At 62.3% G+C, this 21,846-nt stretch carries 20 protein-coding genes and 2 pseudogenes; 10 read left to right on the forward strand and 12 right to left on the reverse strand.

The genetic code is table 11. The annotated features are described in order from the left end of the window. Positions 1-9: 9 nt before the first annotated feature. Positions 10-852: a GNAT family N-acetyltransferase gene (locus V6617_RS00140; RefSeq protein ID WP_338608350.1), complete on the reverse strand. Its 843-nt coding sequence runs from the start codon at positions 850-852 to the stop codon at positions 10-12. Between the two features lie 118 nt (positions 853-970). Between V6617_RS00140 and V6617_RS00145 the strand changes: the two genes are divergently transcribed. The 4 genes from V6617_RS00145 (at position 971) to V6617_RS00160 (ending at position 6,564) form a co-directional block, all read left to right on the forward strand. Then, complete coding sequence (locus tag V6617_RS00145; protein ID WP_338608351.1) at positions 971-2,020, forward strand: LacI family DNA-binding transcriptional regulator; 1,050 nt, start codon at positions 971-973, stop codon at positions 2,018-2,020. Positions 2,021-2,147: 127 nt separating this feature from the next. Then, complete coding sequence (gene xylB, locus V6617_RS00150) at positions 2,148-3,611, forward strand: xylulokinase (protein WP_338608352.1); 1,464 nt, start codon at positions 2,148-2,150, stop codon at positions 3,609-3,611. Next, positions 3,608-4,915, forward strand: a complete 1,308-nt coding sequence (gene xylA, locus V6617_RS00155) for a xylose isomerase (protein WP_338608353.1) — start codon at positions 3,608-3,610, stop codon at positions 4,913-4,915. Before xylB ends, xylA begins: the two co-directional genes overlap by 4 nt. A 71-nt stretch (positions 4,916-4,986) precedes the next feature. Further along, positions 4,987-6,564: a glycoside hydrolase family 43 protein gene (locus V6617_RS00160; RefSeq protein WP_338610768.1), complete on the forward strand. Its 1,578-nt coding sequence runs from the start codon at positions 4,987-4,989 to the stop codon at positions 6,562-6,564. A 52-nt stretch (positions 6,565-6,616) separates the two neighbouring features. On the opposite strand, the gene V6617_RS00165 is transcribed toward V6617_RS00160, so the two are convergent. Beyond that, complete coding sequence (locus V6617_RS00165; RefSeq protein WP_338608354.1) at positions 6,617-7,045, reverse strand: organic hydroperoxide resistance protein; 429 nt, start codon at positions 7,043-7,045, stop codon at positions 6,617-6,619. A gap of 138 nt (positions 7,046-7,183) precedes the next feature. On the opposite strand from V6617_RS00165, the gene V6617_RS00170 reads away from it, so the two are divergent. Continuing rightward, the gene (locus V6617_RS00170; RefSeq protein ID WP_338608355.1) at positions 7,184-7,639 is read left to right on the forward strand and encodes a MarR family transcriptional regulator; all 456 of its coding nucleotides are present in this window, start codon (positions 7,184-7,186) and stop codon (positions 7,637-7,639) included. Between the two features lie 102 nt (positions 7,640-7,741). On the opposite strand, the gene V6617_RS00175 is transcribed toward V6617_RS00170, so the two are convergent. After that, positions 7,742-9,142 carry a helix-turn-helix domain-containing protein gene (locus tag V6617_RS00175; RefSeq protein WP_338608356.1) on the reverse strand — a complete coding sequence of 467 codons (1,401 nt, stop codon included), beginning with the start codon at positions 9,140-9,142 and terminating at the stop codon, positions 7,742-7,744. 176 nt (positions 9,143-9,318) lie between these two features. Here V6617_RS00175 and V6617_RS00180 point away from each other — a divergent pair, with 176 nt between their 5' ends. After that, complete coding sequence (locus tag V6617_RS00180; protein WP_338608357.1) at positions 9,319-9,540, forward strand: hypothetical protein; 222 nt, start codon at positions 9,319-9,321, stop codon at positions 9,538-9,540. A gap of 42 nt (positions 9,541-9,582) precedes the next feature. Continuing rightward, positions 9,583-10,878, forward strand: a complete 1,296-nt coding sequence (gene aceA, locus V6617_RS00185; RefSeq protein ID WP_338608358.1) for an isocitrate lyase — start codon at positions 9,583-9,585, stop codon at positions 10,876-10,878. Positions 10,879-10,970: 92 nt separating this feature from the next. Here the strand turns inward: aceA and V6617_RS00190 are convergent, their stop codons facing one another. Further along, entirely contained in the window at positions 10,971-11,393 is a 423-nt protein-coding gene (locus V6617_RS00190; RefSeq protein ID WP_338608359.1) for a DUF1294 domain-containing protein, read from the reverse strand. Between the two features lie 69 nt (positions 11,394-11,462). Beyond that, positions 11,463-12,845 carry an MFS transporter gene (locus V6617_RS00195; protein WP_338608360.1) on the reverse strand — a complete coding sequence of 461 codons (1,383 nt, stop codon included), beginning with the start codon at positions 12,843-12,845 and terminating at the stop codon, positions 11,463-11,465. 160 nt (positions 12,846-13,005) lie between these two features. On the opposite strand from V6617_RS00195, the gene V6617_RS00200 reads away from it, so the two are divergent. Further along, entirely contained in the window at positions 13,006-14,586 is a 1,581-nt protein-coding gene (locus V6617_RS00200) for a peptide chain release factor 3 (protein WP_338608361.1), read from the forward strand. Positions 14,587-14,726: 140 nt separating this feature from the next. Here the strand turns inward: V6617_RS00200 and V6617_RS00205 are convergent. The 3 genes and pseudogenes from V6617_RS00205 to V6617_RS00215 form a co-directional block, all read right to left on the reverse strand. Beyond that, a pseudogene (locus tag V6617_RS00205) lies at positions 14,727-15,296 on the reverse strand (DinB family protein). Beyond that, on the reverse strand, positions 15,293-15,709 hold the full coding sequence (locus V6617_RS00210) for a GNAT family N-acetyltransferase (protein WP_338608362.1): 417 nt from the start codon (positions 15,707-15,709) through the stop codon (positions 15,293-15,295). Before V6617_RS00210 ends, V6617_RS00205 begins: the two are co-directional and overlap by 4 nt. A 1-nt stretch (position 15,710) precedes the next feature. Then, a pseudogene (locus V6617_RS00215) lies at positions 15,711-17,233 on the reverse strand (YifB family Mg chelatase-like AAA ATPase). Between the two features lie 301 nt (positions 17,234-17,534). On the opposite strand from V6617_RS00215, the gene V6617_RS00220 reads away from it, so the two are divergent. Beyond that, positions 17,535-17,897 carry a response regulator gene (locus tag V6617_RS00220; RefSeq protein WP_338608363.1) on the forward strand — a complete coding sequence of 121 codons (363 nt, stop codon included), beginning with the start codon at positions 17,535-17,537 and terminating at the stop codon, positions 17,895-17,897. A gap of 158 nt (positions 17,898-18,055) precedes the next feature. Next, positions 18,056-18,895 (forward strand): GH25 family lysozyme, encoded by an 840-nt coding sequence (locus V6617_RS00225; RefSeq protein ID WP_338608364.1) that lies wholly within the window; start codon positions 18,056-18,058, stop codon positions 18,893-18,895. Positions 18,896-18,917: 22 nt separating this feature from the next. On the opposite strand, the gene V6617_RS00230 is transcribed toward V6617_RS00225, so the two are convergent. The 4 genes from V6617_RS00230 to rsmI all read right to left on the reverse strand — a co-directional run bounded on the left by V6617_RS00230 (position 18,918) and on the right by rsmI (position 21,829). Then, complete coding sequence (locus V6617_RS00230; protein WP_338608365.1) at positions 18,918-19,553, reverse strand: MarC family protein; 636 nt, start codon at positions 19,551-19,553, stop codon at positions 18,918-18,920. A gap of 71 nt (positions 19,554-19,624) precedes the next feature. Further along, on the reverse strand, positions 19,625-20,566 hold the full coding sequence (gene gshB, locus V6617_RS00235; protein ID WP_338608366.1) for a glutathione synthase: 942 nt from the start codon (positions 20,564-20,566) through the stop codon (positions 19,625-19,627). Between the two features lie 23 nt (positions 20,567-20,589). Then, positions 20,590-20,976 (reverse strand): YraN family protein, encoded by a 387-nt coding sequence (locus tag V6617_RS00240; protein WP_338608367.1) that lies wholly within the window; start codon positions 20,974-20,976, stop codon positions 20,590-20,592. Beyond that, positions 20,945-21,829 carry a 16S rRNA (cytidine(1402)-2'-O)-methyltransferase gene (gene rsmI / locus V6617_RS00245; protein ID WP_338608368.1) on the reverse strand — a complete coding sequence of 295 codons (885 nt, stop codon included), beginning with the start codon at positions 21,827-21,829 and terminating at the stop codon, positions 20,945-20,947. Before rsmI ends, V6617_RS00240 begins: the two co-directional genes overlap by 32 nt. Positions 21,830-21,846: the final 17 nt, after the last annotated feature.

The raw sequence follows: 21,846 nt of genomic DNA on the forward strand, positions 1-21,846 counted from the left end.
AACCGCCGATCACAGCCTGGGATGAACACGCCCGGTAACCCGTTCGACGCGTTTGCGATAGGCCATGGGGGCGGCGGCGAAACGGGCGAGGACAAAGACATCTGTCGTGCCAAATTTTTCGTCCACAAAGGCGTGGCTGGAAAACACCGCATTGACCCGCAGATAGCCGCGCACAAGGGGTGGCATGGCGCGCAGGGCGGCGTGGCGGTCGGTCATTGCACCCGGGAGCATGTCCATGGGGATGGCGTGCCCGGCGCGGGCTGGCGCTTGCCAATCGAAGGGCGCGCGGGCCGTGTGATAAAGGTGGGAGAGGGCCGGGGCATGGGCGCGGGGATCGGTGCCGGGAAAACTCGCCGCGCCGAAATAGGCGTCGATGCCATTAAGGCAGGCATAAGACCAGAGCCCGCACCAGAGCGCATCGATGGTGCGCATGGAGCGATAGGCGGGAGCAACGCAGGAGCGACCGACCTCGCAAAAGCGCTGGCCGGGATGGCGGGCAAGGAGCGGGCCAAGGGCGAATTCGTCGTCGGCGTACCAGCCAAGGCCGGGAGCCGGGCTGGTCATGACGCGGTAGGTCCCGACGATGGGCGGGGTTTCGCCCAGGGCGCGGGCGGCGGTATCGATGACGATGATGTGGTCGCAATGGGGATCGAAGGCATCGGCTTCGATATGATTGGCGTGGTCCATCCACGGGGCGTTCACGCCGCGCTCGCGGTGGAACACTTCGTAACGCAGCCGGTAGGCGGCGAAGCGCTCAGCGTCGGTCCGGGCAAGGCGCACGGCAAACTGACCCAGGCGGGCGAGTGAGGCAACAAGCGGAGCGGCATCGGGGAAAGGAGCGGTTTCGATCATGGCGCTTTTGTATCGGAGTTGAGCACCTGAGGGAATTGTATCGGGGCGCAAAAGCCAATCTTGACGCGGCCATCGAGAACGGGCATGAGTTACGTACCTCACGGGAGGAGGATGCGTTTTGGAAAGCAATGGGCGCGTGACGGTGCATGATCTGGCGCGGGCGGCGGGCGTGTCGCTGGCGACGGTGGACCGTGTGCTCAACGGCCGACCCGGCGTGCGCAAGGGGACGATCGAGAAGGTGGAGGCCGCCATTGCCGAAATCGGGTTTCGGCGCGATCTGACCGCCTCGATGCTGGCGCGGGCCCGCGACATCGTTCTCAAGATCATTGTGCCGGAAGGCACCAACCAGTTTTTCGGCAAGCTGGCCGATGCTGTGGAAAGCGTTGGCGCCCAGATGCGGGCCGAGCGGTTGCGGCTCGATCTCTTGCGGATCAGGGCCATGGACACAAGGGCGCTGGTCGCGGCGCTCGATGGCATTGGTGCCGAGGAGGCCGATTGCGCGGTGATCGTGGCGATCGACAAGCCCGAAATCCACGCCGCGGTGGCGCGGGCCGTGGGGCGAGGGATCAAGGTGATCGCGCTGGTCTCGGACCTGCCCGGCTCGGCCCGGCACGGGTTCGTGGGAATCGACAACCGGGCGGCAGGACGGATCGCGGGATCGCTGATGGGGCGGTTCGTGCCGCAGGGGGGCATGATCGGGCTGGTGGCGGGGTCGCTTGAACTGATCGATCATGCCGAGCGGATCGGAGGATTTTCCGAAATCATGACAGCCGAATTTCCGGGGCTGGACCTGGTGGGACCGATCGAAGGGCAGGACGAATTCACAGCGACCTATGAAAAGAGCCTGACGCTATTCGACGCGCATCCCGAACTTGCCGGGATCTATAATGCAGGTGCCGGCAATGCCGGGCTTTTGATGGGCCTGAGCGAACGTGGCCTTGCTGGAAAAGTGCGGGTGATCGGACACGAACTGACCGGGCCGACACGGGCCGGGCTGGAAACCGGCGCCATCGACGTTATTCTGGACCAGAGCCCGGAAGACGAAATTCGTGCCGTTTGCGCCACAGCACGGCGCCTGGTGCTGGGAGCGGACGCGGCCCCACCGCAGACACAATTGGAAATCAGGGTTCTGGTGCGGGACAATGTTCGCCAGGAGGCGGGGATTTAGGTGATGGCTGGCTGCATCGTTTTCATCCAGCCCTGACCTCAATCTCCAAACTCTGGATCCTTGAACGGAGGAGACTCTTGATGACAGAATTTGAGGTACGCACCTCATATCAGGCAACGGAGGTGGCATGACCTATCTCGGACTCGATATCGGGACGTCCGGCGTCAAGGCGGTGCTGATCGATGGTGAGGGCAGCGCGCTGGGCGAGGCCAGTGCGCCCTTGAGCGTTTCGCGGCCCCGACCCGGATTTTCCGAACAGGATCCGGCCCATTGGTGGGACGCGGTGCTCAAGGCCGTCGATGCACTCAAAGAGCGCTATCCGGATCTGGTCAGCGCGATAAGGGGGATCGGGCTTTCCGGGCAGATGCACGGGGCGACGCTGCTCGACAGGGACAATCAGGTGATCCGCCCGGCCATTTTGTGGAACGACGTACGCTCGGCCGCCGAGTGCGCAGAAATGGAAGAAGCGCTGCCGGCGCTGCGCAAGATTGCGGGCAATATTGCCATGCCGGGCTTTACGGCGCCGAAAATTCTCTGGGTCAAAAAGCACGAACCGGACAATTACGCGAAAATCGCCAAGGTGCTGTTGCCCAAGGACTATGTGCGGTTCCTTTTGACCGGGACCTACGTTTCGGACATGTCGGACGCCTCGGGCACGCTGTGGCTCGATGTGGAGTATCGCGGCTGGTCGGACGATCTGCTGGCGGTGACCGGACTGACCACCGAGCACATGCCGACGCTGGTGGAAGGGAGCGAGCCTTCGGGCCATCTTTCGGGCGCGCTTTGCCGCCGGTGGGGGATTGCCGAAACGCCGGTGGTGGCTGGTGGCGGCGGCGACAATGCCGCTTCGGCCTGCGGTATCGGCGCTGTGGAGCCGGGAACCGGGTTCGTCTCGCTGGGCACCTCGGGGGTGCTGTTTGTCTCCAACGACAAATTCCGGCCCAATACCGAAGGGGCGGTGCATGCGTTTTGCCACGCCATTCCCGACACCTGGCACCAGATGGGCGTTTTCCTTTCGGCGACCGATAGCCTCAACTGGTTTGCCAAGCTGGTGGGTCAGGATGCGGCAGGCGTCACGCAGGCCGTTGCCGAGACTTATTCGGCGCCGGGGGAGGAAATTTTCCTGCCCTATCTCTCCGGCGAGCGCACGCCGCACAACAATGCCGCTGCGCGCGGCTCGTTTGTCGGGCTGTCGCACCTGTCGGATGCCCGGACCATGGGGCAAGCGGTGATGGAAGGCGTGGCGTTTGCGGTGCGCGACTGTCAGCGGGTGCTCTCTGACGCGGGAACGCAGATCGATACGCTGATCGCTGTGGGCGGGGGCTCGAAATCCGATCTCTGGCTCGAAATGATCGCCACCAATTTGGGCATGGCGATTGCCGTGCCCGAGGACGGGGATTTCGGCGGGGCGTTCGGCGCGGCGCGACTGGGGCTGATCGCAGCGACCGGGGCCGACCCCAGGACCATCTGCACCAAACCGAAAATCGAAAAAACCATCGATCCAAGGGCCGATCTCAAATCGGCCTATGACGACCAATATGCGCGGTTTCGCGCGCTTTACGCGGGTATCGAGGAGGCCCGAGCACTATGAGCGATTTTTTCAAAGGCCTGAGCAAGGTTCAGTATGAGGGCCCGGACAGCGACAATCCGCTGGCCTTCCATCACTACAATCCCGACGAAATCGTCATGGGCAAGCGGATGGAAGAGCATTTACGCTTTGCCGTGGCGTACTGGCATTCGTTTGCCTGGGAGGGTGGCGACCCGTTTGGCGGGCGCACCTTCGAGCGGCCCTGGTTCGACGGCGGAATGGATGGGGCGAAACTGAAAGCAGATGTGGCGTTCGAATTGTTCACCCTGCTGGGGGCGCCCTATTTCTGCTTTCACGACGCCGACGTGCGGCCAGAGGGCGAGAGCTTTGCCGAGAGCAAGAAGCGGCTCGAGGCGCTGGCCGACATCTTTGAAGCCAAGATCGCCGAAACGGGCGTGAAACTGCTTTGGGGCACGGCGAATTTGTTCTCCAACCGCCGGTTCATGGGCGGCGCGGCGACCAATCCCGATCCGGACGTGTTCGCCTATGCCGCGGCGACCATCAAGGCCAATATGGATGTGACCCAGCGGTTGGGCGGCGAGAACTATGTGCTGTGGGGCGGGCGCGAGGGGTATGAAACCCTATTGAACACCAATCTGGGCCAGGAAATGGACCAGATGGGGCGCATGCTCTCCATGGTGGTCGATTACAAGCACAAGATCGGGTTTTCGGGCGCCATCCTGCTCGAGCCCAAGCCGCAGGAGCCGACAAAGCACCAGTATGATTACGACGTCTCGACGGTTTACGGCTTTCTCAAGAAATACGGGCTGGAAAACGAGGTTAAGGTCAATATCGAAGTGGGGCATGCCATTCTGGCCGGGCACACCTTCGAGCATGAAGTGGCCATGGCGGCGGCGCACGGGATTTTCGGCTCGATCGACATGAACCGCAACGACATGCAGTCGGGGTGGGACACAGACCAGTTTCCCAACAACGTGCCCGAAGTGGCGCTGGCCTATTACCACATCCTCAAATCCGGCGGCTTTACCACCGGGGGCACCAATTTCGACGCGAAGCTACGGCGCCAGTCGATCGATCCCGAGGACCTTTTGCACGGCCATATCGGAGGCATGGACACCTGTGCGAGGGGGCTGAAAGCTGCGGCGGCGATCATCGAGGACGGGACCTATGATGCGTTTCTCGCCGATCGTTATGCCGGGTGGGGCGGCGCCGAGGCGCAGGCGATGTTTAAAGGCGAGCGAAGCCTTTCCGATATCGCCGCGCGGGTTGAAGCCGAGGGGATCAATCCGCAGCCCAAATCGGGGCGCCAGGAATATCTGGAGAATTTGATCAACCGGTTCGTTTAAGCGCATTCGGGCCCGCCGCGCATCGCGTCGGTGGGCCTTTTTTCTTCGCTCTGGGAGGAGACCCAATGCCCATTCGCCAAAACCCGATTCTGCCGGGGTTCAATCCCGATCCCTCGATCTGCCGCGTCGGGGAGGATTATTACATCGCCACCTCGACCTTCGAGTGGTTTCCCGGGGTGCAGATCCATCACTCCAAAGACCTTGCGAACTGGGCGCTTCTGACCCGGCCGCTCACCCGCAAGAGCCAGCTCGACATGCGGGGGAACCCCGACAGCTGCGGCATCTGGGCGCCATGCCTTACCCATGATGGGGAAAAATTCTGGCTGGTCTATACCGACGTCAAACGCAAGGACGGCAATTTCAAGGACGCGCATAATTATATCGTTACGGCCGATGAGATCACCGGGCCGTGGTCGGAGCCGATCTATGTCAATTCGTCGGGGTTCGATCCGTCGCTGTTTCACGACGATGACGGGAAAAAGTGGTTCGTCAACATGCTGTGGGACCACCGGGAGGGATATCACCGGTTTGCGGGGATTGCGCTTCAGGAGTTCGATCCGGTGGCGGGCAGATTGGTCGGGGAGCGGAAAAACATCTTCAAGGGCTCGCCGCTCAAGCTGGTCGAGGGGCCGCATCTCTATAGGCGCGATGGCTGGTACTATCTTCTGACCGCCGAGGGCGGGACCGGATACGAGCATGCGGCTACACTGGCGCGGTCACGCAATATCGACGGGCCATATGAGCTGCATCCCGACATGTATCTGGTGACGGCCAAGGACAATCCGCTCAATCCGCTGCAGCGGGCCGGGCATGGGGATATCGTGGAAACCCCCGATGGCCAGACCTATCTCGTGCACCTGACCGGGCGGCCGACGACCCAGAAGCGCCGCTGCGTGCTGGGGCGCGAAACGGCGCTGCAGAAGTGCGAATGGCGTGCGGACGGGTGGCTGTATCTGGTGGGCGGCACGAATCTGCCGGCCTCCGAAGTGAACGTGCCGGGGACCTACGATCAGGCCGGGTTCGATGCCGAGCGACGCTATGGGTTCGATGGCGAATTGCACATCGATTTTCAATGGCTGCGGACGCCGGAGCCGGAACGGATTTTCAGGCTCGAGGGCGGAAAGCTCATCCTGATCGGGCGGGAATCGATTGGCTCTTGGTTCGAACAGGCGCTGGTAGCACGGCGACAGACCCATTTCGATTTCGAGGCGGAGACCGAAGTGAGCTTCGAGCCGCGCGACGAGCGCGAAATGGCTGGGCTCACCGGGTATTATGGGCGGTACAATTTCCATTACCTGCACCTGACCGCCGATCCGGACGGACAGCGCGAGCTCAATATCTTTTCCTCGGTGGTGAGCCACCCGGACGGGAAGCTGACCTATTGGATCGATCCGGTGCCGGTTGGGGTCGGTCCGGTGCGCATGAAGATGCGGGTGGAGAACTCGGCGCTGCAGTATTTCTATGCGCAGGAATCAGACGACTGGCAGAAAATCGGGCCCGAACTCGACGCCTCGATCCTGTCGGACGAATGCGGCGGCCATGCCGAGCATGGCAGCTTTACCGGGGCGTTCGTTGGGATGGCGGCGCAAGATCTCAATGGGACGTCGCGCGAAGCGGGCTTTTCCCATTTCGTCTATCGGCCGCTGTAAGGCACAGACGGGCGCCGGCGGTTTCACGTGAATCCGTCGGCGCCGCTATAGATCAGGCGGTCTTGAGTTCGACTTCGATATTGCCGCGCGTTGCGTGGGAATAGGGGCACACGATGTGGGCCCGATCCATCACGTCCTTGAGCGATTCAGCATCGAGGCCGGGGGCCGAAGCGGTGAGGATGACCTTGAGGCCAAAGCCCTGGCCATCGTCGCGCTTACCGAACCCGACCTGAGCATTGACAGTGGCTTCGGGCGGTAGCTTGACCTTGGCCTGGCCGGCGGCAAAGCGCATGGCGCCGAGAAAACAGGCCGAATAGCCGGTTGCAAAAAGCTGTTCGGGGTTGGTGCCATCGCCACCCGACCCCCCCATTTCCTTGGGCGTCGAGAGTTTCACATCGACTTTTCCATCGTCGGTTTTCGAGTGACCGTCTTCGCGGCCACCGCCGCTGGCCGTGGCGTGGGCGGTATAGAGGATTTCCATGATGCACTCCCATGAGTGGTGATTGTTTGGACTGGAGGGTGAATGCGTTCGGCCCGGTCGGGTTCGCCATTCATCGAAGTCGCGACCTTATGCGCAATTTATATTGTGCGCAATATAATTTTGTGCGATATTTCTGTCATGAACGAGATCGATACGCCCATCCTCGCCCCCGAACAGCAGCTTTGCTTTGCGGTTTATGCCGCGGGACAGGCCTTTGCGCGGCTTTACCGGCCGCTGCTCGAGCCGCTGGGGCTGACCTATCCTCAATACCTGGCCATGCTGGTGCTGTGGGAGGGTGAGCCCATCTCGGTAACAGGAATCGGGCAAAGACTGGGACTGGATACGGGCACGTTGACCCCGCTGCTCAAGCGGCTGGAAAACGCGGGGCTTGTAAGGCGAACGCGCAGCACCACCGATGAACGTCGGGTCGTCGTGAGCCTGACCGACAGCGGGCGGGCGCTCAAGGCGCGGGCGCAGCCGATTCCCGAGGCGGTGGCGTGCGCCAGCGGGCGGGATTTGCCGGACGTTATCAAGCTTCGCGACGAGATCAATGCGCTGAGCAAGGCACTCGATGCGTCGCGGGCCTGCGGATAGGGCAGGAACAGCGCTCAGCCGTCCCGGCCCTCGCCGCAGGCTCTGGCGTTCGTCGCTCGAAAGATCCACTCGACCTTTTCGTCCGGCAAGGCCGAACCGCTCCTAACCCATATAGAGATTTTCCATGCGCTTTGTGTCGTCGGTGGCAAAGCGGTGATCGGCTTGCGGGTGGGCGCGCTGGCCACATTCCTGACGCGGGCAGATGCGGCACCCCACCCCAATGGGCACTGCGCCGGGGGGCGCTGAAAGGTCGATGCCATCGGCATAGATCATGGCCGAGGCCTGCGAGACATGACAGCCGAGCCCGATGGCGATGTGGCGGCGCGGGGCGTTATAGGAATAGCCGCCCTTGGCGATGGCCTTTGCTATGCAGAAATAACGCTGACCGTCGGGCATCTGGCTCAGTTGAATATTGATCTGGCCGGGGTTGAGGAAGGCCGCATAGATGTTCCAGCGCGGGCAGGCGCCCGAATGGCGCGGAATGTGGATGCCCGAGAGCGAAAAGCGCTTGGAGATGTTGCCGGCGATGTCGGTGCGGACAAGATGGAGCGGTATGCCGCTCATCGACGGGCGCTGCAGGGTGGTCATGCGGTGGCAGACCTGCTCGAAACTGGCGCGGAAGCGGCGGGCCAGCCGTTCGATATCGTAACGGGTGTCGCGGCAGGCTCGAAAAAACGCTTCGTAGGGCATGATGAGCGCCGCGGCGGCATAGGATCCCAAAACGTTACGAGCCAGACCCACACTGTCGGGCTGGGGTAGGGTGCTGTTTTCGATCAGCTCGCGAATTTCCCCATCGGCGATCAATAGCGCGAGATGCTGGGCGAGGGCGAACAGCGCGGACTCGGGCTCGAGCGTGTCGGCGACAGCCAGCACGCGGCCATTGTCCTCGAGGCGGCGCACCACGCCGTTGGGCAGAGAGGCCAAGCGCGCCTCGATGCCGAAGACGTTGAAGAGGTAAGCCTTGAGTCCGGCTTCAAAACTGTCCGATGCATTGTCGATATCGTGGCGTACACGCTCGGCGGCGGCCTCGAGCGTTGGAAAGTAGTTGGCATTTTCCTGCAGGAAATCGGAAACCGCCTCGGTGACCACATTGTGGCCCGCGGCGAGATTTTCGCCCTGTGCGGTCGAATTGGGCGCCTGCAGGTGGCGCAGCTGGTCGAAGAGTTTGAGAACGGCGCGGCCAACGGCGGGATGATGGGTGGCCAGATCGCGGATGTCGGTGTTGGTGAGGTCGGAATCGGCGAAAATATCGTCGCCAAACATTTCCATGAGATCGCCCGACAGCCTCGCATCGTCGCTTTCGGCCAATTCTCCCGCCTCAACCCCGAAATAACCCGCGACGCGGAACAGCAGCGGCACCGTGATGCGGCGCCGATTGTGCTCGATGAGGTTGAGATAGGACGCTGAAATCTCCAACGCCGCGGCCAGTTGGGCCTGGCTGACCGACTTCTGGCGCCGCAACCGCTTGATGCGGCCTCCGATCTGCAGATCGAGTTGGTTCATCGGTCCTTCTCCCTGCTGTAAATCTTTACAAAGTTTACAAATTTGCCATCGTGGCTTTGCAAGAATTTACAGCTTAACATGCTGTTATTGCGTCTTTTCTTGCCTTTTTGACCTCGATTGTCAATTCTTTACTCAACCGGGCACGATGTTGTGCTCATCAGCAGGAGACAAGAGCCATGAGCGCTCATCAGACAATCGATACGGCCAGCGAAGATTTCATCACCATCATTGCGCCTTCGATGGCCGAGGTGATGGAGAGTTTCAGAAGCCAGGGGCTGGCCGAGCGGGATTATTCCATTGTCCACCGGGCCGGAAAGCACAGCTTTACGATGGCCGGCGGCGAGGCGCTGTTTGGCGGCACGCAGATGGTGGCCGCGACCTTTTCGCGGCGCGGCTGATCTCGTTTTCACCGCTTACGATTTCAAAAGGAGGAGTTCTCAATGCTCGACAAGTCACCCGACCCCCAGACCTTCGAGGCCCCCGAATGGGCCCCGGACCGCTGGAGGAACGTCGCGCGCGACTATACGCCCGACGATGTGGCCCGGCTCTCGGGCAGCCTGCCCATCCGGCATACGCTGGCCGAGAACGGGGCGCGACGGCTGTGGGAATTGCTGCACAGCGAGGATTTCGTGCCGACCCTTGGCACCTTTACCGGCAACCAGGCCGTCCAGCAGGTGAAAGCTGGACTGAAGGCCATCTATCTTTCGGGCTGGCAGGTGGCGGCGGACGCCAATTCGTCGGGCAACATGTATCCCGACCAGTCGCTTTATCCCGTCGATTCGGTCCCCTCGGTGGTCAGGCGCATCAACAAGGCGCTGCAGCGGGCCGACCAGATCCAGACCATGGAGCGCTATGAGGACAAATCTGACGCCGACACGGATTATTTCGTGCCCATCATTGCCGATGCGGAAGCCGGGTTCGGCGGGGCGCTCAATGTGTTCGAGCTGATGAAGGCGATGATCGAGGCGGGCGCCGCGGCGGTTCATTTCGAGGACCAGTTGGCCAGCGAGAAGAAATGCGGCCATCTGGGCGGTAAGGTTCTGGTGCCGACCCGGACCTTTGTGCGCACCCTGAACGCGGCACGGCTGGCGGCAGACGTCATGGGCGTTCCCACGCTGATCATGGCGCGCACCGACGCTGAGGCGGCGCAGCTGATCACCTCCGATGTCGATGACTACGATGCGCCGTTCATTATAGGCGAGCGGACAGACGAGGGGTTTTATCGGCTCAAGGGCGGGTTCGAAGCTGCGATTGCGCGCGGGCTGGCCTATGCGCCCTATGCGGATTTGATCTGGTGCGAAACTTCGACGCCAAATCTTGAGGACGCGCGGCGGTTTGCAGAAGCTGTCCGCAAGGAGCATCCCGACCAGATGCTGGCTTACAATTGCTCGCCATCGTTCAACTGGGCGAAATATATGGGCGAGGCGGATATGGCGGCGTTCCAGCGCGAGCTGGGCGCGATGGGGTATAAGTACCAGTTCATCACCCTGGCCGGATATCACAACCTTTCACTCACCACATTCAATCTGGCGCGCGGATACAAGGACCGGGGCATGGCTGCCTATTCCGAACTGCAGCAGGCCGAATTTGCCGCCGAAAAGGACGGATTTACGGCCACGCGGCACCAGCGCGAAGTGGGCACGAGCTATTTCGATGCTGTGGCGACCGCCGTGGGTGGCGGGTCGAGTTCGACAACCGCCATGGCGGGTTCGACCGAGACGGCCCAGTTTCACTGAGGTCAAGGCCGAAGATAGCCGGACCAATTTATCCCCCGCCCCCGCTTTTTGATTCACGTGAAGCAATCGAATTCTGCTTCACGTGAATCAGCCTATTCGAGCAAGGCCGCCAGTTCGGCGTAAGACAGCGCGCCGACGACAATGCCGGCCAGCACCAGCCCATGCGTGACCGCAATCGCGCCCGTGGTCAGGGCGAAGCCGGGCTTTGCGGTCTTGTGTCGGAAGACCTGCTGGGCGAGCAGCCCGCCGATGATACCGAAAACGGCATCGAGGCCGTGCAATCCTGCCTCGCTGATCCGCCATCGACCGGCAATGGCGGCCTGTTTGTCCATCCAGTAGGCGAGCCAGGACGTGCCGCCCATTATGGCGTAGGGCGCGATCAGCCAGAAGGGTGCCCTATCCAGGACAATGGACGTAAAAACCAGCACGAGCAGGCCGACAGCAGCCCAGACACGAAGATCTTCGCCCTCGGGCCATCGGGCTTGATAAAGCCAAAGCCCCGATCGTCGTCCCATTCGATCAGCGTGCCCTTTTTCATGTCCGACTTTCCTCGCCGCCTAACCGTAAGGAGAGCCGGTGAGGCCTTAAGATTTGATTGTCATGGCGCGGGCGGCGGCGACGGCCGGGAGCGACAGTACGGCACAAAGGGCGAAGGTGATGACCAAGGCGGCGGTCAATTGCTGGGTGGTTTGGGCCGAGGCGATGCCGGCGGTGTTGGCGATGAGGCCTGCGATGGCCGCTCCGATGCCATAGCCCGCTGACTGGATGGTGGGCAAAAGGGCCGAGGCCCTGTCGCGTTCGCCGGGGCGGGCGGCTTCCATGATGGTTTGGCTGGTATAGGCCCATGAAGTGCCATAGGCCACACCGATCAGGATCTGAGCCAGGATGACAAGTGGGAGCTGGCCGATAGCAAAGGCGATGGCGAGCAGCGCGAGACCGGCAACGAGCAGGACAGGGCCGAGGCGAATGAGGCCGGGGCGGGCGGTTTCGGACACGTTGGCGACAAGGATGGCCGTGGTTGACCAGGTGATCGCCATGGCCGCGCCGATGACACCGGCGAGGGTCGGGCCGAAGCCGAAAATGTTTTGCAGCGCATAGACCAGGAACACTGCCGCGCCGGCCTGGGCCAAGGGCATGAGGAGGATCACCCAGAGACCGGCACCCACAACGTCATTAAAGCGGAAGGCATGGGTTGGGAACAGCGGGGTGGTGGCGGTACGATCGCGGCCGATGACGGCGAAAAGCGTTGCGCCGGCGATGAGAAGACACAGGGCGGTGAGAAGCGGCGAATCGAGCAGGCCGCCAACCGAGACGGCCATGATGGCGGCGCCGATCAGCAGCAGCCGGACGATGGGCAAGCGGCCGGAAGATTTTTCGCGCAGACCAGGTGGCACGATCGTGAGAACGAGGCCGATAAAAATGGCTCCGATGGGCAGATTGACGGCGAAGGCGGCGCGCCAGGAGAGGGTTTCGGTCAAGGCGCCCGAGAGCACCGGCCCACCAAAGGCGGCCAGCGCCCAGACCACCGATTCGGCGCCGAACACCTTTGGCACCAGGGCAGAGGGAAAGAGTTCGGGGATCAGCGCGTAGCATATGGCCGCGACGATGCCTTCGCCCAGCCCCTGAAGGGCGCGGCCGACAAGCAGTTCGGGCATGGAGCCGGCGATTGCGGCGAGGAGCGAGCCAACAAGGAAAACCGAGGCGGCGGCGACCAGCGCCATGCGGGCGCCCAGCCGCGCCTTGAGCAGTGCGCCGCCGGCCCCGCCCATAATGGCAAACACCAGAAAGACCGTTGTGGCCCAGGACAACAGCGCCACGCCGCCCAGCTCATCGACAGCGGTGGGCAGGGCGGTGGAGACCAGAAAGCCGTTAAAGGCCAGGAGCGCGACGCCGAGGCACAGGGTGATCGTGGCGCCGAGATAGCGCGGGGAGACGATGGCGGACCATCCGGAAGCGGTGTTGGACATGGCGGAACCCATTTAAACAAGTACTTTCTTGGTAAATTGAGTTCGAGGGGCTGTCCAGCGGAAAAGCGAGGGGCTTTTTAGGGCCGCCGATTTGGTATAGTCAGGCGCACGAACCATATGGGTTTACCAATCGCCTTCATCTTCCCGGAGATCTGCCCCAGTGAGCCTTGAGTCCACCGGCTATAAAAGCCGCCGTACCTTCGCGATCATTTCGCACCCGGACGCCGGCAAGACGACGCTGACCGAAAAACTGCTGCTCAATTCCGGCGCCATCCATCTGGCGGGCGAGGTGAAAGAGCGCGGCGAGCGGCGTCGGACCCGCTCGGACTGGATGGAGATCGAGCAGAAGCGCGGCATTTCGATCACTTCGAGCGTGATGACGTTCGAACATGACGGGCTGACGCTGAACCTGCTCGATACGCCGGGCCACGCGGACTTTTCCGAAGACACCTATCGCACGCTGACGGCGGTGGATTCGGCGATCATGGTGATCGACGCGGCCAAGGGCATCGAGGCGCAGACGCGCAAACTGTTCGAAGTGTGCCGGCTGCGCGACATCCCGATCATCACCTTCGTCAACAAGATTGACCGGGAAGCGCGCGATACGCTGGAAATCCTCGACGAGATCATGGAGACCCTGGCGCTCGACACCGCGCCGATGATGTGGCCGGTGGGCGCTGGCGTCGACTTTAACGGGCTTATCGATCTCGAGCACGGGCGGTTCATTTCGACCGAGGGCAGGCCGGAGGCGGAGGCGCCGGGAATCGAGGCATTGGCGGGGCGGTTTGCCGATACGCAGAACCAGCAGATTGCCGCCTCGATGGAGGGGCTTGAGCTGGCCAACGGATCGCTGCCCAAATTTGACCAGACCGCGTTCGAGGAGGGCACGCTGACCCCGGTCTATTTCGGCTCGGCGCTCAAATCGATCGGCGTGCGCGAACTGCTCGAAGCGGTGTGCCGGTTTGCGCCCGAGCCGCGCACCCAGCCAGCCCGGCCCGAACCGGTTGACCCGTCCATGGCGGCGTGCACGGGGTTCGTGTTCAAGGTTCAGGCCAATATGGACCCCAACCACCGCGACCGCGTGGCCTTCGTGCGCGTGGCTTCGGGGACGCTCAAGCGCGGCATGCGGCTGAAAAACGTGCGCACGGGCAAGGATTTGAAAGTCGCCAACCCGATGTTCTTTTTCGCGCGCGAGCGCGAGCTGGCCGATGAGGCGGTGGCAGGGGACGTCGTGGGTATTCCCAATCACGGCACGCTCTCGGTCGGCGATACATTGACCGATGGGCCTGACGTGACGGTCACCGGCATTCCCAATTTCGCGCCCGAACTGCTGCGCCGCGTGCATCTTTCCGATGCTTCGAAAACCAAGCAGCTGGCCAAGGCGCTCAACGATCTGGCCGAAGAGGGCGTGGTGCAGGTGTTCAAGCCGACCTTGGGCTCGGGGTATTATGTGGGCGCTGTGGGGCCGCTGCAGCTTGAAGTGCTGACCAGCCGCGCGGCGGCTGAATATTCGGTGCCGATCCGGATCGAGCCGGCGCAATATGTGACGGCGCGCTGGGTCAAGGTCAACGACAAGGCACAGTTCGACAAGTTCGCAGCGCTGCATCGATTGAACATCGCCGAGGACCGTTATGGCGATCCGGTGTTTCTGGCTCCCAGCCAGTGGGAAATCGACCGGTGTGCAAAGGATTTTCCTCTGCTCGATTTCATGGCCACCAAGGATCGCGGGCTGGCGGCTTAAGTTGTATGGACAGTTAGGCGATGGCGGCCTGCAAACCGCAGCTTTCTGCGCTTCCGGTGCTCACGTACTGAAAGTACGCTCCGCTCCGGTTCTCGAAAACCACGGTTTTCGGCTCGCCCTGACCTGACTCTCCACACAACTCATTCATCCCCGAATCCGAGATCGGCTTCAGTCCAGCCGAACGCCGCCAATTCCCCGGCGCGGAATTTTGCGTCGTCGGAGACGATGAATTCGTCGAGTTGGGGCGGGGCGAGGGGCGTTCCGGCCAGCATGGCGTGGACCTGGCCGCGATGGTGGGTCTGGTGGGCGAAGAGGTGGTTGAGCACATCGTCGCAGCGTTCGGTCTGGATGCGGGACTAGCGGTGGATGGCGATGGGACGGGCGAGATCGGCAATTTCTAGCGCGTCGCAGAACGCGACAAGTTTTTCATCGCTCTGGCGCTGGGCAGCATAAAGCGCACGGGCCGTATCGAAGGGTTCTTCGTTTTCCCATGCCCATGGACCAAGAGTTCCGCCTTCCAGCGCGTCGATATAGAACCAATCGATGACAAGGATGTGGTTGAGCGTTGCCCTAAGGGAAGGGAAAAAGCTCACGCGCCTTGCCGTAAACTCGGACTGGTCGAGCCCGATGACGGCCTGCGCCAGGCGATGATTGGCGAGGGCGTTGTTGCGGGCGAGCTTTGTGAGCATGCGCAGGGCAGGGTCGATCATGGCGTCTTGACCATGACGCGCGCCATGCCGATCGAGGCGGGCATAACGGGCTGAAAACCGAATTTTCCATAGAGATGGCGCGCGTCGCCATCGACGATCAGCGAAACATAGGCCTTTTCGGGCGCTTCGCGCTCGAGCCAATCGATCAGCGCGGCCATGATAGCCTTGCCCAAGCCCTTGCCCTGATGGATGGGATCGACCGCGATGTCGGTGATCTGGTAGGCGGTGCCGCCATCGCCGATGATGCGGCCCATGCCGACGACGTGGCCCCTATGGACAACCAGAACGGCGAAAAGTGAATTGGGAAGGCCCTTTTCCATGCCATCCCGGCTGCGGGGCGACAGGCCCGATATGGCGCGCAGTCGGGCAAAGGTTTCGATATCGGGTATCCGCGCGACAATCTTGTAGTCCATATCAGGCATTGGCCATGTTGATACGATAGCTCAGGGCCTCGGCGATGTGGGGGCGCGAGACGGTTTCGCTGCCGGCAAGATCGGCCAGTGTGCGGGCCACTTTGAGCACCCGGTGATAGGCGCGGGCAGAGAGGTTGAACGTTTCCGCAGCCTTGAGCAGGAGGTCGCGGCTTTCGGCGTCGGGAGCAACGATCTGTTCGATGGCGCTCGAAGGGGCGGCGGAATTGGTGTGGACGCCCGAAAGGTCCAGTTCGGCATAGCGGCGGCGCTGGATATCGCGGGCCGTGGCCACGCGCTGGGCAACTACGACGCTGGGCTCTCGCCCGGTTTGGAGCCGATCATGTCCGTTGCCGACACCGCAGGAACATCGATGCGGATGTCGATGCGATCAAGGAACGGCCCGGACACGCGGCCCTGGTAATCGGCCGCGCATTTTTCGCCGCGCCGGCAGGTGTGGCCCGGCGTTCCCGCCATGCCGCATTTGCACGGGTTCATGGCGGCGACCAGCTGGAAGCGCGAGGGGTAGGTGACGCGCGCATTGGCGCGCGCGATGACCGTTTCGCCCGATTCGAGCGGCTGACGCAGGCTGTCGAGCGCCTGAGCCTGGAATTCGGGCAGCTCATCGAGAAACAAAACCCCATTGTGGGCAAGCGAGGCCTCGCCGGGGCGCACCCGCAAGCCGCCGCCGACCAGCGCGGCCATGGAGGCCGAATGATGGGGGGCGCGGAAGGGGCGATGGTCGGAAATCTGTCCGCCCTTCAACTCCCCGGCAATCGAGGCGATCATCGACACATCGAGCAGTTCGCGCGGATTGAGCGGGGGGAGGATGGAGGGCAGGCGCTGGGCCAGCATGGATTTCCCCGCGCCGGGTGGGCCGACCATCAAGAAATTGTGCCCGCCGGCGGCGGCGACTTCGAGAGCGCGGCGCGCCACCTCCTGGCCACGAATATCGGCGAGATCGGGGCCGGTGGCATTGGACAAGGCGCGGATGGGCTGGGGCCGGGCCGCCATCTGCCGTCCTGCCAGATGATTGACCAGCGCAAAAAGCGTGTCGATGGCGACGATATCGATATTTTCGCCGGCCCAGGCGGCTTCCGCGCCGCAGGCGGCCGGGCATATGATGCCCAGATCGCGCGCGTTGGCGGCAATGGCGGCGGGAAGGATGCCCGTGACCGGCGAAACGCGTCCATCGAGCGCCAATTCGCCCAGCACCATGAAGCGCTCCAGCATATCGCCGGGGATGGCGCCCATGGCAGCCATCAGCCCCAAAGCAATGGGCAGATCGTAATGACTGCCCTCCTTGGGCAGATCGGCCGGGGCGAGATTGACCGAAATATGCTTGGCCGGCAGCGCCAGACCCGAGGCGATCAGCGCGGCGCGCACCCGCTCGCGGCTTTCGCCCACCGCCTTGTCGGGCAGACCCACGATATTGAACCGGGGCAGGCCGGGCGAAATCTGCACCTGCACATCGACCGGCACGGCTTCGATGCCCAGAAAGGCTACTGTGGTGATCCGCGTTGCCATGCCGTCCCCTTGCATGGGTGAAAGTGACCCTGAAGCTAGCAAGAAACAAAAGCAAGAACAAGAACGTTTAGCGAACATGCGTTGACCGCATGGGCGATCACCAAGCTGTGCACGGCGCACAACGGAACGGATGGGTGACGGCGGCATTGGTATGGCGAACCGACCGGGTCGGCAGCCGCGCCATGTGGCTCCAGTCCCGGCCTATTAGCAACAAGCAGATCGACGCGAACGAGGGCGCGGCTGAGGGCCGCTGCCTTGTTTTTCGTTCAGGCGGCGATTTGAGATTTTTGGAGACCACACGATGTTACAGAGAAAGGACGCCCCGCTCATCCTTGTCGTCGAAGACGAGCCTCTGGTTCGTCTCGATATCACGCTGGCCATGGTCGATGCCGGATTTTCCGTGATCGAGGTGCCCGACGCCGAACAGGCTCTCGAACTGCTCGAGACGCGCGGTTCGATCGGGCTGGTGTTTACCGATGTCGAATTGGCCGGTGCGCTCAGCGGGTTCGATCTGGCCAACGCTGTCAAGGAACGCTGGCCACACATTCCGGTACTGGTGACGTCGGGCCGCGCTGCCCCGCGTGCCGATATCGCCGACAGTTTCATTGCCAAACCCTACGACACCAGCGCGGTCATTTCCCAGGCACGGGCACTGGCCGCCTGATCCACAGGCTGCATGGCCGGATAGAAAAATCTGTGCCCTGGAGGCCACGCTTCGGGGGCTTTCGGTTTTGTTAACCAAGCTTGTGAGGGGAGCGTTAAGGAGAATTGGGTCAATACAATTTGAGATAGATTTTCCCAAATTGCCGAGTTTTCCGCTCCATGCCCCTGCCGCGTTTTTTCCGCTCGCCCAAGCTGACCAAGACGATCCTGCCGCTTGCGGCCGGTCTCGCCCTCGTCGGGGTGCTGGCCGCCTGCGGGGCCAATTACTATCCCGCCAAGGGCGACAACAAGCCCCATCCGGGCGTGGCGCGCGCCCATTCTCTGCCCATCCACGGCATCGATGTATCGCGCCACCAGGGCAATATCGACTGGCGGGCCGTGGCGCAGGCAGGAACGCGCTTTGCCTATATCAAGGCCACCGATGGCGGGGATTATCTCGACCCCAATTTCCGCACCAATTGGGATCGGGCCCGGGCTGCCGGCATTCCGCGCGGGGCGTATCATTTCATCTATTGGTGCCGTCCGGCGTCCGAACAGGTTGCCTGGTTTGCCGCCAATGTTCCGGCCGAAGCCGACGCGCTGCCGCCGGTGCTCGATCTCGAGTGGAACAATGGCTCGTCGTGCAAGCACGACCTGACCCGCGAAGAAGTGCTCGACAAGGTGCGCGTTCTTCTGGCCGGCATGGAGGCCCATACGGGCAAGGTGCCGGTGATCTATACCGACATCAATTTCCACCGCGACGTGCTTGAAGGGGTCCAGATCGATAACCCGATGTGGCTGCGTTCGGTGGCCGCCGAGCCCCATGAGCGCTATTCGAACCGCCCCTTTACTTTCTGGCAGTACACACAGACCGGAACGGTGCCGGGCATCCGCACGGAAGTGGACCGCAATGCCTGGTTTGGGTCGGAAAGCGACTGGATTCAGTTCTTTTTGACCGGGTGCGACCCCCGCACCTATATGCGCCTTGCGGGTCAGGGCCGGTGCGCGCCGCTCAAATAGTTTTTTCTGGAAACGCTCCGAATCAGCCCGATCCGCCCAGAATCCCGCTGGTGCTGATGCCGTCGAAAACGAATTGGACGGCCAATGCAGTCAGAAGAATCCCGACGACACGGGAAACCACGGACATGCCGGTGAGGCCTAGAATGCGCTGAATGGGAATGGCGATAAGAAGTGCCAGCCAGGCGAGGGCGAGAGTCGCGATAAGCGCGGCGATCACGATCCAGAATTCGAGATCGGTGTTGGCACCGGTGGTCAAAAGGATCACGGCCGAAATCGATCCGGCCCCGGCCAGAAGCGGCATGGCAAGGGGAAAGACCGAAATGTCGGTCCGCGACATCCCTTCTGCCTCTTCTTCGGACGTGGTGCCGGTGGCGCCCGAATGGCGGGCAAACACCATGTCGATCGCGATCAAAAGCAGCAGGATGCCGCCGGCCACCCGCAGGGCCGGCAGGGTGATGCCGAAGATTTCGAGGATGGCGTTACCGGCAAAGGCAAAGAACAGCAGGATGCCGGTGGCGATCAGAACGCCGCGCGAGGCGAAGACGAAGCGCTGTCTGGCGGTATTGTTGCGCGTCAGTCCGGCGAAGATGAAGGCGATGTCGGCAACGCCGATCGTCGCAAAGAAAGTGGCAAACGCCACGAGAAAATTGCCCGACATCGTCCCGGCCCCCAATGTGCCGCTGTTCCACGTGAATCAGCGGCGACCATACCGGGGGCCGAAGCGCTTGACTACCGGCGGCTTTCGATGGCGTCCCAGACCATGACCGCGATGTCGGGACCGCCGAAGCGCTTGACCTCGCGGATGCCGGTGGGGGAGGTCACGTTGATTTCGGTCAGATAGCCGCCGATCACGTCGATGCCGACAAAGATCAGGTCGCGCTTTTTGAGTTCGGGGCCGATGATTTCGCAGATCTCATGCTCGCGCGCCGTGAGCTCCGAAAGCTCGGGCCGCCCCCCCACATGCATGTTGGATCGCGATTCGCCCGCGGCGGGGATGCGGTTGAGCCCGGCCACCGGCTTGCCATCGACCAGAATGATGCGTTTGTCGCCCTTGCGCACATCGGGAAGATAGCGCTGGATCATGAAGGGTTCACGGAAGCTCGCGTTGAACATTTCCAGCAGCGAGCCGAGGTTCTCATCGCCCTCGCGGATGCGGAACACGCCGGCACCGCCATTGCCGAACAGGGGTTTTAGGATGACATCGCCGAACTCTTTGCGGAAATCGCGGATCTCGGTTTCATCGCGCGTGATCAGCGTATCGGGCATCAGCTCAGGGAAGCTGGTAACGAGGATTTTTTCGGGCGCATTGCGCACTTCCTTGGGGTGATTGACCACCAAAGTCTCGGGATGCACCAGCTCGAGCATGTGGGTGGTGGTTATATAGTTCATGTCGAAGGGCGGGTCCTGGCGCAGCAGGATCACGTCGAACGTGGTGAGATCGGTTTTCTGCCAGTCTTCGAGCTTGAAGTGGAGGCCCTTTTCCCTGTCGTCGACTTTGACCCTGTGCACGCGCGCCGTCACCGTGCTGCCGCGCTGGGCGAGGGTTGAGGGCGTATAATAAGACAGCGTATGACCGCGCGCCTGTGCCTCGAGCATCAGAGCAAAGCTGGAATCGCCAGGCGGGTTGATGGCGTCGATGGGGTCCATCTGTACGGCGACGGAAAGGGACATGAAAAGATCCTCAAAGAAAAGCGTCAGGCGGTAAAGGCATTGACCAGATGGTGCGGCCAGCGTCCCGGTGCAAGCGTTATCACGTCGAAACGGAAATCATAGATTTGATAGGCGGGGTGGGACGACTGAAACCATTCGGCGCAGCGCACGATGCGGGCGGTGTTGACCGAAGCGAGCGCCTGGTCGCGGGCGAGGGCATTGCCCGAGCGCTGCTTGACCTCGATGAAAACCACGGTGCGGCCCCTTCTGGCAACGATATCGATTTCGCCGACCGGGGTTTTGTAGCGCGTGGCAACGATGCTGTAGAGCTTGAGACGCAGCAGCCAGCCCGCAAGCGTTTCCGCCGACCGCCCGGCGCGCTCGGCCCGGCGGCGCGGATCAGGCTTTGGCCTTGAGGGCGAGGGCGGCATCGTAAACCTGTTTGCGTTTGAGACCGAACTGGACGGAGATCAGATCGACGGCGGCGCGTAGCGGCATCTGGGCCATCGCTTCGTCCAGCGCCGCTTCCCAATCGCCACCCGCCTGTGGTGCTGTTCCGTCCGAGCCGGCAACCAGGATTACGGCTTCGCCCTTGGTCTCTTCGGCAAAGGTTTCGGCCAGATCGGACAAAGTGCCGGTTTCGAAGCGCTCGAAGCGCTTGGTGAGTTCGAGCGCCACGACCGCCTGCCTCTCGGGGCCAAGGGTTTGGGCCATGTCAGCCAGCGCCGCACCGAGGCGGCGGGGCGATTCGTAAAACACCAGCGTTTCAGGGCGAGCGATGAGCGGGGAGAGCGCATTGGTGCGCTGGCCGGTCTTGGAAGGCAGAAAACCGAAGAACGCAAAGGAATCGGTGGGCAGGCCCGCGCCGGTGAGCGCAGCCAAAAGAGCCGAAGGGCCGGGCACGGGAAAGATATCGATGCCGGCTTCGCGCGCCGCGCGGACCAGGGGAAAGCCCGGATCGGACAACAAGGGGGTTCCGGCGTCCGAGATCAAGGCGATTGCCCTGCCTTGGTCGATCTGATCGAGGATCGAGTCGATGCGGGCGCGTTCATTGTGCTCGTGCAGAGCGGTGCGGGGGGTTTTTATGCCATAGGCATCGAACAGCCGGGCCGAATGACGGGTATCCTCGCATAAAACGAGATCGGCTCCGGCCAGTATATCGAGGGCGCGCAGAGTGATGTCGCGCAGATTGCCGATCGGGGTGGCCACCGGATAGAGGCCGGGCGCCGGGCTTTGAACGAAGACGCGGTGGCCCGATATCTGGTAGGATTTGTCCTGGCTCACGCTTGCCCCTTGGATTG

The sequence above is a fragment of the Pelagibacterium nitratireducens genome (assembly GCF_037044555.1).
GTDB classification, from domain to species: domain Bacteria; phylum Pseudomonadota; class Alphaproteobacteria; order Rhizobiales; family Devosiaceae; genus Pelagibacterium; species Pelagibacterium nitratireducens.

Bases quoted from the DNA above. Each gene is read 5' to 3' on its own strand.
- xylB (WP_338608352.1), top strand. From the start codon at position 2,148: ATGACCTATCTCGGACTCGATATCGGGACGTCCGGCGTCAAGGCGGTG.
- V6617_RS00225 (WP_338608364.1), top strand. From the start codon at position 18,056: ATGCCCCTGCCGCGTTTTTTCCGCTCGCCCAAGCTGACCAAGACGATC.
- xylA (WP_338608353.1), top strand. From the start codon at position 3,608: ATGAGCGATTTTTTCAAAGGCCTGAGCAAGGTTCAGTATGAGGGCCCG.
- gshB (WP_338608366.1), bottom strand. From the start codon at position 20,566: ATGTCCCTTTCCGTCGCCGTACAGATGGACCCCATCGACGCCATCAAC.
- V6617_RS00230 (WP_338608365.1), bottom strand. From the start codon at position 19,553: ATGTCGGGCAATTTTCTCGTGGCGTTTGCCACTTTCTTTGCGACGATC.
- V6617_RS00210 (WP_338608362.1), bottom strand. From the start codon at position 15,709: ATGGACTACAAGATTGTCGCGCGGATACCCGATATCGAAACCTTTGCC.
- V6617_RS00190 (WP_338608359.1), bottom strand. From the start codon at position 11,393: ATGGGACGACGATCGGGGCTTTGGCTTTATCAAGCCCGATGGCCCGAG.
- V6617_RS00195 (WP_338608360.1), bottom strand. From the start codon at position 12,845: ATGTCCAACACCGCTTCCGGATGGTCCGCCATCGTCTCCCCGCGCTAT.
- V6617_RS00175 (WP_338608356.1), bottom strand. From the start codon at position 9,142: ATGAACCAACTCGATCTGCAGATCGGAGGCCGCATCAAGCGGTTGCGG.
- V6617_RS00170 (WP_338608355.1), top strand. From the start codon at position 7,184: ATGAACGAGATCGATACGCCCATCCTCGCCCCCGAACAGCAGCTTTGC.
- V6617_RS00165 (WP_338608354.1), bottom strand. From the start codon at position 7,045: ATGGAAATCCTCTATACCGCCCACGCCACGGCCAGCGGCGGTGGCCGC.
- V6617_RS00240 (WP_338608367.1), bottom strand. From the start codon at position 20,976: ATGCCGCCCTCGCCCTCAAGGCCAAAGCCTGATCCGCGCCGCCGGGCC.
- V6617_RS00180 (WP_338608357.1), top strand. From the start codon at position 9,319: ATGAGCGCTCATCAGACAATCGATACGGCCAGCGAAGATTTCATCACC.
- V6617_RS00140 (WP_338608350.1), bottom strand. From the start codon at position 852: ATGATCGAAACCGCTCCTTTCCCCGATGCCGCTCCGCTTGTTGCCTCA.
- aceA (WP_338608358.1), top strand. From the start codon at position 9,583: ATGCTCGACAAGTCACCCGACCCCCAGACCTTCGAGGCCCCCGAATGG.
- V6617_RS00220 (WP_338608363.1), top strand. From the start codon at position 17,535: ATGTTACAGAGAAAGGACGCCCCGCTCATCCTTGTCGTCGAAGACGAG.